The 12,466-nt window shown below is 51.7% G+C and carries 11 protein-coding genes; 2 read left to right on the top strand and 9 right to left on the bottom strand.

The genetic code is table 11. The annotated features are described in order from the left end of the window. Window positions 1-15: 15 nt before the first annotated feature. Both C8D90_RS03265 and ydgU read right to left on the bottom strand, forming a co-directional pair. Window positions 16-864, bottom strand: coding sequence for a trypsin-like serine peptidase (locus C8D90_RS03265; protein ID WP_115456960.1), 849 nt, complete (start codon window positions 862-864; stop codon window positions 16-18). 117 nt (window positions 865-981) lie between these two features. Then, the gene (ydgU, locus tag C8D90_RS22555) at window positions 982-1,062 is read right to left on the bottom strand and encodes a small membrane protein YdgU (protein WP_456236433.1); all 81 of its coding nucleotides are present in this window, start codon (window positions 1,060-1,062) and stop codon (window positions 982-984) included. A gap of 891 nt (window positions 1,063-1,953) precedes the next feature. On the opposite strand from ydgU, the gene C8D90_RS03260 reads away from it, so the two are divergent. Further along, window positions 1,954-2,148 carry a DUF4762 family protein gene (locus C8D90_RS03260; RefSeq protein WP_115456959.1) on the top strand — a complete coding sequence of 65 codons (195 nt, stop codon included), beginning with the start codon at window positions 1,954-1,956 and terminating at the stop codon, window positions 2,146-2,148. A gap of 587 nt (window positions 2,149-2,735) precedes the next feature. Here the strand turns inward: C8D90_RS03260 and C8D90_RS03250 are convergent. From C8D90_RS03250 to ompC, 5 genes are all read right to left on the bottom strand, one after another. Continuing rightward, window positions 2,736-4,220 (bottom strand): carboxypeptidase M32, encoded by a 1,485-nt coding sequence (locus tag C8D90_RS03250; RefSeq protein WP_115456957.1) that lies wholly within the window; start codon window positions 4,218-4,220, stop codon window positions 2,736-2,738. A 39-nt stretch (window positions 4,221-4,259) separates the two neighbouring features. Next, window positions 4,260-5,576, bottom strand: coding sequence for a two-component system sensor histidine kinase RstB (rstB, locus tag C8D90_RS03245; protein WP_115456956.1), 1,317 nt, complete (start codon window positions 5,574-5,576; stop codon window positions 4,260-4,262). 5 nt (window positions 5,577-5,581) lie between these two features. Then, window positions 5,582-6,301, bottom strand: coding sequence for a two-component system response regulator RstA (rstA, locus tag C8D90_RS03240; RefSeq protein ID WP_115456955.1), 720 nt, complete (start codon window positions 6,299-6,301; stop codon window positions 5,582-5,584). A 37-nt stretch (window positions 6,302-6,338) separates the two neighbouring features. Further along, window positions 6,339-7,061, bottom strand: coding sequence for a dihydromonapterin reductase (folM, locus tag C8D90_RS03235; RefSeq protein ID WP_115456954.1), 723 nt, complete (start codon window positions 7,059-7,061; stop codon window positions 6,339-6,341). A gap of 196 nt (window positions 7,062-7,257) precedes the next feature. Then, entirely contained in the window at window positions 7,258-8,382 is a 1,125-nt protein-coding gene (ompC, locus tag C8D90_RS03230) for a porin OmpC (RefSeq protein WP_115456953.1), read from the bottom strand. Between the two features lie 595 nt (window positions 8,383-8,977). Here ompC and C8D90_RS03225 point away from each other — a divergent pair. Further along, the gene (locus C8D90_RS03225; protein WP_115456952.1) at window positions 8,978-9,376 is read left to right on the top strand and encodes a hypothetical protein; all 399 of its coding nucleotides are present in this window, start codon (window positions 8,978-8,980) and stop codon (window positions 9,374-9,376) included. 87 nt (window positions 9,377-9,463) lie between these two features. On the opposite strand, the gene C8D90_RS03220 is transcribed toward C8D90_RS03225, so the two are convergent. Together C8D90_RS03220 and ydgH are read right to left on the bottom strand one after the other, a co-directional pair. Then, window positions 9,464-10,855 (bottom strand): amino acid permease, encoded by a 1,392-nt coding sequence (locus C8D90_RS03220; protein ID WP_115456951.1) that lies wholly within the window; start codon window positions 10,853-10,855, stop codon window positions 9,464-9,466. A 232-nt stretch (window positions 10,856-11,087) separates the two neighbouring features. Next, a complete protein-coding gene (gene ydgH / locus C8D90_RS03215) occupies window positions 11,088-12,038 on the bottom strand; it encodes a DUF1471 family protein YdgH (RefSeq protein ID WP_115456950.1) in 951 nt (316 codons plus the stop codon). Window positions 12,039-12,466: the final 428 nt, after the last annotated feature.

Genomic DNA, 12,466 nt, shown 5'->3' with positions numbered 1-12,466 from the left:
GGGCGGAAAGTCACGCTATTTTTCGCCGGAATCGACGGGTTGTTGCAGCAAGGCTTTTAGCTCGTCATTGAAGGCGGTAGCGGAAACCGCACGGTTGTCGGCCCGGTAACGGTTTTCCGGCGCCGGGGCGGAACTCTGTATGGCGACCAGGCTCCAGAGGCCAGAGGCATCTTTCAGCAATAATGGAGAGCCGCTGTCGCCGGGTAAGGTGTCGCATTGATGGTTGAATACGCCTTTCTGCGCCCAACCGGTGATCAGGCAGTTTTCATGGCTGTACAGGTCGTCGAGAAAATCCTGCGGGTAGCCCGCCTGAGTAACATGGCGGCCGGTTGCCTTCAGGGCTTCGTTTAGCTGAGAAACATCGCCTTTCCAGAGCGGAATGGGACGCAGCGGTGGCAAGTCGTCGCTGTCGATCCTGATCAACGCATAGTCCTGCGTGGCGGCGGAAGGGGGAACGACCCAACCCTCTCCGTCGGGCTTCAGACGTTTGCCGAGCCGCATATCGACCAGTGCTTTCAACTGAGTAATTTCATAACGCCATTTGTGATTGCGGGATACAAAACGCAGGGCGACAGGGCGGTCCAGCTTTCCCGGCGGGGCCAATACGCAGTGGCCGGCAGTAAGAACCAGATGAGGCGCGATCAGCGTAGCCGTGCACAGGTTGCCGCTTTCCGTCTCGATTTGCCCGATGGCCTGCCAGGGCCAGTCGCCGACGTCTTTAATTTTGATGCGGTCGTCCTTACCGTAAAACAAGCGCAACTGCTCGTCAGGCGACAGGGTGTCGTCGTCGGCATAGGCGAAAGTCAGCCATAACGAGGAGCAGATGACCGGAAGACACAAAAAAATCAAACGCAGTATTCGCATAGGTTGACCTGATAACGGATATCCTCTGACAGGAATTCTACCTAAATCCGTGTGATCTACCGAATTTTTTCGCAACGGCAGTCTTTCTTAAACCGTAAAGAGGGTGGAACCCCGGTTTTACAGGTAGAAGCACGCAATAATCACAGCACATACGATGAGCGAGACCAGCAAAATCTCAAACAGGTGGCGACGAATCATAGGGTTCCTCAGACAGAAAGCCAAAAGGTTATCCTGGCGATGGAGAGCTCCGGTAGCTGGCGTTACCTGGTGATATACATTTGCCAATGCCCGGCTGCGGGAAGAATAGCGCTATGTTAAGCAGGCACGGTGTGCGGTGCTGTGAGTCATTGGTTTCGGCGTGTAACGTTATGTACTTATTTTAGTTACAACATACATTTGTTTGCTTTCCTGTATCGTCATTAACCACTGTACACTTTGTTTTTTCTTTCAGGCGAGAAGGGGGAAGGGGCATTCAAAGGGGAGTTCCTCTCCTATCTCTCTATATTATTATGGTTTATGCATGTCGTATATTAAGTATTGCCAATGAATAAAACATATTTCCCTAATGAACATATGGCGCCTTAATTATTAAATGAATTAGGCGTATCCGGTTATTTTTAATTAATTAAATCGCTCTTGTTTGCAAATAAAATTAAGTGTGGTAGATTGCGCTTGTTCTCTGATGAATGAACTTTGCGTTTCTAATTAACGATTTCTTTAATTAATATATTAAAGTGGTTTATTCACGAGAAAACAATGACGTTATATATAACATATGAAAATAAAAGGGAGTTATTATGAAGCAGGCTTCAATGAACGACGTTGCGCGTGTTACCGGTGGCGCCAGTTCCAGCTGTAGTGTTATTGGCTATAGCAGGACCAGCAATGGTAGTTGCACGCAGCTGTTCCAGTGCAGAGACAAGCATGGAAAGGTAAGCGGTAATTACAATTCTGCCGTCAGTGATAGCTACTGTAAAGGCAAGTGAGTAAAAATGAAATAAAAAAGGCTACGCTCTTTTTTATTTCCCCCTCTTTGTATATTTATATTCAATGATTGAGTTATTATCCCCATAGTTAAAGGAAATTATTATGAAGTTTACAACCCTTATGGATATTGAAAATGTCGTCGGCGGTGGTAATACGTGTTATACCCGCTATTACTTTGGCTCGCCTGCCGTTGCCGGTGGTAAAACGAACTGTGTAAAAGATGATTCATGCTATGATAAGCATGGCCGGCAGGTATCTTCAAGCTGGAAACCCGTTGATTATAGCTACTGCAAATAACGTATTGTGCTGATATTGTTCTGTCGGTAAATACAATAAGCCGATAGTTCAATGACTGTCTATATATTCAAAGCCGCGATAGATTATCGCGGCTTTCTGTCATTCAGCGCTAAATTAAATCTGCTGATACCGGTAGAGAGATCAATAGGTATCCGGCATCACGGATTGTGCACAGCTGTTACCCGCTCCGTTATCAGGACCATCACAGGTTTGTAAGTTATCATGAGGAGCAGAGCCATCTGAAGACGGCTGAGATCCTCCCGGTGATAGACAACCTGAGAGGACACAGATCGCCAGGGCGATAAAGATGGATTTCATAGAAACACCTCCGTTCATTACCCTGCAATTATAGGTGCCATAAAGTATCTGTGCGATGCGCCCGGTGAATATGGCTGCTGAGGGCGTCATACCGGCAGAGGCGGTGGTATTGGATGTCCGGGATGATGTCAAACATGATACGTGCGGTGCCAACCCTGGTTATCCTGATGCATCCAGATATAACCCGGTGCGGGCATGGCATAAACCGGCGGAACGGAAATTAACGCCGGGCATTGACCCGGCGTTAAAGTCTGTGTCAGAAGTGAAAATCAACTGAGGTAGCGTTGTTCAATATGACGGCGGAACCACTCCGGATTCAGCGTCTCTCCCGTGGCGTTACGGATGAGGGTATCCGTGTCAAAGCGTGAACCATGCTGCCAAATGTTTTCCCGCAGCCAGGTGAACAAAAGGGACAGATCGCCATGGGCAATGTTTTCATCCAACGAGGGATGGCAACGGCGGACAGCGGCGAAAAGCTGGGCGGCATACATCGCTCCCAGGGTATAGGTCGGGAAGTAGCCGAAAGCGCCATCGGTCCAGTGAATATCCTGCATACAGCCGTCACGGTAGTTACCCCGGGTGTCTAATCCAAGGTAGTCCATCATCTTTTTATTCCAGATTTCCGGAATATCCCCGGCTTCAATCTCTCCCTCAATCAGCGCACGTTCAATTTCATAACGCAGGATCACATGTGCGGGGTAGCTGACTTCATCCGCATCAATACGGATGAACCCCGGCTGAACGCGGTGGTTGATGCGGATAAAATTCTCGCCGTGGAACGCATTCTGATCGCCGAAATGTTTTTGAACATATGGGCGTAGTACGTTGAGGAACGGAGTTCCGCGCGCCAGCTGCATTTCAAACAACAAGCTTTGCGATTCGTGTATTGCCGTTGAGCGGGCTTCGGCAATCGGCAGTCCGGCCCACTGACGGGGCAGATTCTGCTCATAACGGGCATGGCCGGTTTCATGAATAATGCCCAGTAAGGCGCCGAGAAAGTCTTGCTCGTTATAGCGCGTCGTGATGCGTACATCGTCAGGGACGCCGCCGCAGAAGGGATGGGCGCTGACGTCCAGGCGCCCGTGGTTAAAATCAAACCCCAGCAGACCCATCACATCGACGCCCAGCGCCCGCTGTTGCTCAACGCTGAACGGCCCCTGAGATTCGGTAAGTGTCTGGCTGCGCTGTTTTTCGATGATTTGTTGCAGCAATGACGGAAGCCATTGCTTTACCTGCGCAAAAATCGCATCAAGACGGGCGGCGGTCATACCGGGTTCATAGCGATCAAGCAAGGCATCATAACGGCTGAGGCCGCTGGCTTGGGCGCGAATTTGCGCTTCTTCCCGGCTCAGGCGCACCACTTCGGTGAAATTCTTCAGGAATCCCTGCCAGTCATTGTTGCGCCGTTGCTCACGCCAGGCATGCTCACAATGCATCCCGGCCAGCGCCTGGGCGGAAACCAATGATTCCGGCAGAACGACGGCATGGCCGTAACGACGCGCCATTTCCCGCAGACTGGCGTGCTGCTCGTCGCTGAGTGGCTCTTGCTGCGCCTGCTGCAATAACTCACCGACGTGCGGATCGGTCAGGATCTGATGGCTGAGGATGCGTAATTCCGTCAGCGCTTCAGTTCTGGCGGCACTGCCGCCGGAGGGCATACAGGTCTGCATATCCCATCCGGCAATGGCGTCGAGATGGGAAAAACGCGCAAGGCGGGTAAAGGTTTCGCACAATCGTTGGTAAGCATTGCTCATAAGCGGTAGCGGTCCTTTGTGGAGAGGAGAAGTGGTCGGTCAATTCGTTGAGTCGACGGGAGCGTTGGCTTGCTGAATCAGTATTTTGCGCGGCCAGGTGAAGCGAAAGCAAGCCCCGCCCAATGGGCTCCCTTCAACAGAAACCTGCCCCTGATACGCCTGGGCGATACTGTGCACGATAGCCAGCCCCAGCCCGCATCCGCCGGTTGCCCGGTCGCGGCTTGGGTCCAGGCGTACAAAAGGTTCAAATACGCGCTGACGCTCTTCGGGAGGAATCCCCGGACCGTCGTCTTCAACCTGCAAGCAGGCATCGTTGCCGTTGAACCACAGCCCGACGCGCAGTCGTTCGTTGCTGTAACGCAGGGCGTTGTTGACCAGATTATCCAGCACCCGCTCCATCAGGCGTAAGTCTACGGCGCCAAAGTTTCCCTGATGGGGGATGTCCAGGCCGATGGTGCGTTCCGGATGTACCAGTTGCATGTCACTGACTTTTTCCTGTAGCCAGCCGGACAGGTCGATCTGTTCCATTTTTATCGCAACCTGGGGCCGATCGAGGCGGGCGTAGGTCAGCAGCTCATCAATTAAGGCCTCTAACTGACCGATATCGCGGTTCAGCGCCTGCTGTTCATTTTCGGTCAGATTATCGCTCATCGCCAGGCGGTAACGCAGCCGGACCAGCGGCGTTCTCAGCTCATGGGCAATACCGTCAATCAGCTGTTTTTTGCTGGCGATCAGGGTGTTGATGTTGTCTGCCATCTGGTTAAAGGCGATGCCCAGCCGGCTCAGGCTGGACGTGCTGTCGAAATGGGTTCGTTCATTCAGGTGCCCTTCACCGAGCCGCTGCGCGGCGGTTTCCAGCTTGAGCAGATCCTTCCAGTGCGGGCGCATCCAGAGGAAAACGGGCAGGGCGAGAGAAAGGCCGATGAACAGTAACAGCGCAAAGTCCAGCAGGCGCATTTCATGCAGGTAAAACAGATAGGGGATCGGACCGACGGCCAGTACGTAGTGGCTGCGTGGAATACGCTGAATAAAGGTGTACTCACTGTCCAGCGCGACGATTTCGCCATTATGTAACCGTTTTTCCTGAGCAGGCGTTAGCTGCCGTTTTCCCTGTGGTTCAATGTGCAGTTTAAACGAGAGATTCCAGTCCAGTTTGTTGATGGTTTTGTTCCAGTCCCGCGGCGGGATTTCGCGCAGTTCGCTGCGGATCAGGTAGAGCGAACTTTTCATCAGGTCGTCCATTGACTCCCGCCCCGCACGTTCGGCCGTGATCTTGTACACCAGGCCGACCAGCATCGCCATCACCAGAAAGCAAACGAACAGCAACAGGTAGAACTGTACGAACAGCTTTTTCATGGCCGCTATTCCCAGGCATTAGGGGCGAACAGGTAACCTTTGTTGCGCACGGTTTTTATTCTGAATGGTTCCAGGGCATTGTCGTCAAGCTTGCGGCGCAGGCGGGAAACCGCAACATCAATGCTGCGATCCATGCCGTCATAGCTAACGCCGCGCAGGGTTTTCAGCAGGGCGTCGCGGTCCATGATTTTTCCCGCATGGGTCGCCAGTTCCCATAACAGATCGAAATCGGAAGTGGAAAGACTGATATTTTCCTCTTTCAATATCACCTCGCGGTTTACCGGATCGATGCTCAGTTGCCCGAAGCGGATGCTGTTATTGGTGTTGATTTTCTTGGTGTTGTTTTCTTCTGGTTGCGTCTGGGGCTGATGTTGGCGCAGATGCAGACGCAACCGGGCCAGCAACACGGCGGGCGGTGTGGTTTTCAGAATATAGTCGCTGGCGCCCATCTCCAGGGCAAGAATATGGTTCATGTCGCTGTCCAGCGAGGTCAACAGCACAATCGGGCCATCGTAGAGCGGGCGTAAATCCCGGCACAGCGTCATGCCGTCTTTACCCGGCAGCATGATGTCCAGCATCACCAGATCAGGCTTCAGGTTCTGGATCGTCTCCAGCGCCGTATCGCCGCGGGGTTCGATCACCACGGTAATATCATGCTTACCCAGATACGCTGCAATTAACTGACCTACATCCTGATCGTCTTCAACAAACACTATGGTATTCATCATGTCTTCTTTATGAGGTCATTTATCGGGCGACGGGCTAGCGCAGGGGGCGCCCGCCATCTACTGCTATGGTACGCCCGGTAACAAAACGGCTGTTCAACAGAAACTCAATAGCGTTGACGATTTCTTGTTCGCCCGGCGCGATCTTCATCAATGATTTGTCCAGCGCCTGACGCCGGTATTGCTCGTCATCACCGGGGTTGAACATGATCAGCGCTGGCGCGATAGCGTTAACTTTGACTTCCGGCGCCAGTTTTCGGGCGAAAGAGCGGGTCATATTATCCAGCGCTGCTTTACTGGCGGCATAAGCGATATGCTTGTCGCTCCCTTTCTCTACCACATAATCGGTCAGATGAATAATATCCGCGCCGGCTTCCCCCTGGCCGCATAACAGAGGTTCAAGTAGCTGATTGAGTAAATACGGAGTATAGACATGGATCTGCAACATGGTTTGCAGCGTTTGCTCCGGCGGCGTCCCGCTGTTCTCGGCCAGCCAGGCGCTGGCATTATGGACAATACCGCGCAGCTTCGGCGTAAGCGCTGCGACACGGCGGGCAAAATCATAAATCCCTTCATGTGCCGAGAAATCCCCCTGTAAGCAATGCGCCCCGGCGGCCCGTAATCCCTCCAGGGCGGGGTATTCGCTGCGGTATGCGACGATAACCGGCTGATGCCGTGAAAGCAGGGCATGCGCCAGGGCAAGACCGATGCGCCGTGCGCCTCCGGTAATTAAAATCGGCTGGGGAGCGGTATTTGTCATCGCACAAGCTTCCGTTTTGTTAATCGCATTGTTTTCCACCGGATATCATATCAATGAGATATACCCATCTTCTATTTTATTTTAGCGGTATATAGTGCAGTGTCTGGTGGAGAAAGTCACGGAGTGTGGTGAACATGGGAAGAACAAAGACAAAAGCCCCGATTATTTTCGGGGCTTTTACATTTAAGAAAGGCTATCAGAACTGATAAACCAAACCCAGGGCAAATATATCATCGGTAGAGATATTATTGTTCCGGGTAAAATCATTATCATCAAGCAGGTTAATTTTATAATCTGCGTAAGTAGACATGTTTTTGTTGAAATAGTAAGTAGCGCCTACCTCAACATATTTCACCAGATCCTGATCGTCGCCATAGGCGCTGTTGAGGTCCTTGCCTTTTGATTGCAGATAAGCAACCGAGGGGCGCAGGCCGAAATCGAACTGATATTGCGCGACGACTTCAAAGTTTTGCGTTTTGTTGGCAATACCGCCGCCTTCCGGGCTGTCGGTGCTACCGTATGGCGTCATATTGCGGGTTTCTGAGTACATGGTCGCCAGATAAACGTTGTTGGCATCATACTTCAGGCCCGCGGTCCAGGCATCGGCTTTATCGCCGCCGGCATAAGTGCCGCCGTGGTTGACCTGGGCATTGGTACGATCGGACGACGTATAGGCCGCGCCGGCGCTGATGCCCATTCCCAGATCATAAGTCGTGGAAAGGCCCCAGCCATCGCCGTTTTCAAAACGGGTGTCGCGGCCATTATTGGTGCCTTCATTGCCGTTACCCGTCGATTCGTTATTGCCCTGATATTGGACGGCAACGTTCAGGCCATCCACCAGTCCGAAGAATCCGCTGTTGCGGTAGGTCGCTACGCCGTTAGCGCGCCCGGTCAGGAAGTTATCAGCCTGGGTGTAGGTGTCGCCGCCGAATTCCGGCAGCATATCCGTCCAGCTTTCAACATCGTACAGAACGCCATAATTGCGGCCATAGTCAAAAGAACCATAGTCGCCTAACTTCAGGCCGGCAAAGCCGAGACGCGTCCAGCTTTGGTTTTCACCCTCTGTGGTGTTGGCCTGTACGTTATATTCCCATTGCCCATACCCGGTGAGCTGATCGGTGATTTGGGTTTCGCCTTTAAACCCCATACGAATATAGGACTGATCGCCGTCTTTGCCTGCATCATCTGAGAAATAATGCAGACCATCTACTTTTCCGTATAAATCCAGCTTATTGCCATCTTTGTTATAAATTTCTGCGGCCTGCGTGGCTCCTGCCGCCAGAATGGCCGGAATAACGATGGCTAATACTTTTTTGCTCATATTGAGGCCCTTTTATGAGTTATATATGAAGTAATGTAACGCGCATAATATCTTGCAGTGGCAGCGTTATCATACGGAATGGAGGAATTAAGACGAACGTGCCATTTATTTCAGGATATTTTTCCTGTGCGTGATTATAATATTCTCATAGTGAATGGTTGTTTATTCCTTATTTTTATTCTCATTGAATTTGGTATTGGCATTTGTGAGCCTCATCAAACATAATTTTTCTTTTTTTGAAATGCCAAAATAATTGTTAATGATGGCTTTATAAAAAATTAAAAAAATGTTCAAAATCATGCGAATGGAAATTATGCTATTTCTTATTGTGAGAAATAAATAGAAACATTTGGTTGTGTTTTGTACGACTTTTTATTACTGCAAGGCATAAATATGCAGGAATGTATCACAAAAGTAATGAGATCAATCCTGTTATTCACAAATTTGAAACAATCAACTTATCTTAATTATATGATTTATATTGAGAATTAGTTTTATTCAGAATGGTGGTTTTTCTAATCAAAAGGTGACATGATAGCCAACTGAATATATGCCTGTTAATCACAACAACACTGTGGAAAGAGGGTTGAGGGAGATGTCTGGCGATCATCTTACAATCAGGAACAGTGAACGGGTCTGCTTTGATTATACGGATTTTCTTTCTGCATCATGCAAAAAGCACTGGAGTTTTGTAGATGCAATTTATGGCGTAATGCCGTTATTTGGCATGGTCACACGGACAAAAGCGGAAGCAATCGATCAAAACAGCCGGCTGAAATCACTGGCACTGCAGGTGTTATCGACTCAGGTCAGCGATGAAACGAATATCATCCGGTTGATTGAGCTTGCACAGCAGCAAGGGTTCGATGGCTTGGATATCCAGTTGCCTTATGCGCTGGATGACGCCCAACTCACTTCAATCGTCCGCGGTTGCGGCCTGCGTGTTTTCCTGTCTCAGGAGAACGAACACCTGAAGGTCCAGCTGGCGGGCTGAGTCAAACGGAATCGGGGCGGTTAATCCGCCCCGATTGTTATCTGGCTGCTGTTACCTGGCTTGTGTTATCCGGCCCGGCATTTATCCTCAGCCGAACATAAACCATCCCGCAGGCAGCGTTGCCGCCAGCAGCAGAAAAATACCCGTACGTTCAAGCAGGGAGAGCGCTTCTCTTTCCGCGGCGTTACGGCGCGCATACATAAAGACCAGCAGCCCGGGCGCATATAACAGGACGGACATCAGCAGATGCGTTAACCCGGAGGCATACAGCAGCCACAAGCCGTATATGCAGGCGCCGGTTGCGGCGATAAGAATACGGGTGTCTCCCTTGCGCTTCGCGACTTTAAACAAGAAGGCGCCGACCAGGAAATAAGGAACCAGAATCATTTCTGACGCGACGGTCAGCAGATTGTTATAGTTGGCGCCCGTCAGCCAGATGATAACCAGCGTGACCTGAACCGCGCCGTTGGTCAGCCACAGCGAGGACGCCGGCGCTTCCCGGGTATTCTGGCGTCCGAAAATCTTCGGAAACGCCCCGTGCTGTGCGGCAAGGTAGGGCACCTCCGCGGCCATGATCGTCCAGCTCAGGTAAGCGCCGCATACGGAAATAATCAATCCTGCCGCAATGATAATCTCACCGACCGGCCCGATCATGTTGACCATCAAACCGGCCATCGATGGGTTGCGCACTTCAGCCAACTCCGCGCGGGGCATTACGCCGAGCGAAAGCAGGGTAATCAGCAGATAAATTGCCAGCGCGGAAACCACGGCCAGCATCGTTGCGCGCCCGACGTCTTTCTTCTCACGCGCGCGGGCGGAAACCACAATCGCACCTTCCACGCCGATAAATACCCACAGGGTGAACAGCATGGTGTTTTTTACCTGTTCCCAAACGGGTACGCCAAGCGCGACGCCGGTGAAGTCCAGCTTGAATACCTCGGTCTTGAAGGCCAGGGCGGCAAGAATGATAAACAGACCGAGCGGCAGCAGCTTTGCCAGCGTGGCGGCTAAATTAATGCCGGCAGCGGTTTTAACGCCGCGTAATACCTGAAGGTGAACGATCCAAAGCAGCAGGGACTCGCCTAACAGCGCTTGCCAGGTATTGCCGTCGCCGAAAATAACGTGTTGCGGCGAGTCGGTGAAAAAGCTCAGCGCGGCAAACACGATAACCAGATAGGACACGTTGGCGATCACGGCGCACAACCAGTACCCCCAGGCGGAGCAGAAACCAATCAGTTCGCCGAATCCTTCGCGGGCGTAGGTGAAGATCCCGCCATCAAGATCGGGGCGCAGACGGGTTAACAGCAGCATGGCGAAAGCCAGGAACAGGATACCGACGCCGGTGATCCCCCAGCCGATCAGCAACGCGGCCGGGCTTGCCGCTTCCGCCATATTTTGCGGCAGACTAAAAACGCCGGCGCCGAGCATGGAGCTGAGCACCAGGGCGGTCAGCGCGGTAAGTCCAAGTTTCTTTTCCAATGAGATGTTCCGGTAACATAATTAACTAACGGATAACATGGTGTCAGCGTAAAGCAATAATATTCCGGCTGACAACGAGATAACCGACTATGGAAGCCGCGCAGATTTTACGGAGTGTGTGCAGGGGTTGCAATGGATGATTATGCGCAAAGGACAAAAAATTATGCATGACAGGGGCGGGATCGCAGGTATAAAAAAGGGCGGCAGCGCCGCCCCGGAATCTGCCCCGGCCTTATTTGAACAGGTCAGCGCTGACGGTCAGGTTGCCGCCGCTCTTGTTCTGCCACTGGCGGGTGATGTGATAGTACTTCGCACCTTTCTTCGCCGCGCGTTTGGCGACTTCTTCTGATACATCGGTCATGCTGTTGTAGTGACCGGTGAAGGTAACAGAGTCAAACGGCACCATCTGCGCCGCGGTGATTTTGTTAACTTCCTGAATTTTCGTCCCGTCAGAAAGCGTGACAGTGTAACGCTTGCCGGTAGAAGACTGCGTTTCGAAGAAGCGCCCGACGCTGTCGCTCGGCGTGCCGGAAGAAGCTACGCCGGGGATTTCAACGTTGGCGGCAGCGGAACCGCCGGCGGCCAGGGCCGCGCGTCCGGCATCGGAATCTGCCGGAATGGCGTCAGGGCTTTGTACCTGGCGTTTGGCCGCGTCGGCTTTGTAGACGTATGCGGTAATGTATTGGTTGCCGCCGCTGTTGGCGTCAATTTGACGGACGATATAGAAAGAAGCAGCGCCTTTGTCTTTGGCGGCTTTGGAGATTGCGTCGTTCACGTCAGGCTGGCTGCGGTAGAAACCGCTGATGCTGACGGTGTCGAACGGTTGCAGAACCAGGGCTTCAGACTTGGGGAGTTCTTTTATGCCGTTAAACGTGCGGTATTGCGTCTCTTTGGAAACTTCAGTGGCGTCTTTAGCATAGAGATCCGCCGTAACGCGCCAGTTGCCGCCGTTGTTATTGCTGTTGATGTCCTGGATATAAAAGTACGCGGCGCCCAGCTCATCGGCGCGGCGTGAAACGGCGTTGGCGGCTTCATTGATGGCGTTGAAGCGACCGGTCAGGGTAATGCGTTCGGAAGGTTTAAGCTCGGCGGCTTTTTCCGGCGTCAGCTCCTGCGCTGCCTGTACGGACATCGCGGTAAGGGAAAACAACGCTGACGCGATAATTGTGGTTTTCAGCTTCATAAAAAATCCTTTACACCTTGCACATTAACGGGTGTTGCGAGCGAATCCGCAGGGGAAACGCCGGGCTTACGCCAAACCATCGTTGTTGAATAATGGGATCTCAGAAAAGATTGGGGCAGATTATTGCACGTAATAAGCGACTCTGCTTCAGGAATTTATGCGGTGAGTGTGACATAAGCATCACACCGCATGTTTTCATCGATATCGTAATTCGCTGATTATTCCGGATAACGGGTATGTTGCCCGCTAATTATTAATAATTCATTAACATCGGTACGCTACCGGCTGGGGAGTGCAGAAGATATGTCGGTAAGATCGCGTGATTAGTGGCGTGAAATCATGCTGACGCGGTGTTTTTTCGGCATTTTTTCCCCGGATTTAGCCCGGGAGTTTTCCTAAGCGACGGTTTTTAACGATTATCTGCATTC

Source organism: Enterobacillus tribolii, from assembly GCF_003363015.1.
GTDB lineage: Bacteria > Pseudomonadota > Gammaproteobacteria > Enterobacterales > Enterobacteriaceae > Enterobacillus > Enterobacillus tribolii.
The sequence above is the reverse complement of the archived record's forward strand: the minus strand, read 5'-3'. Positions and strand labels throughout refer to the sequence as shown.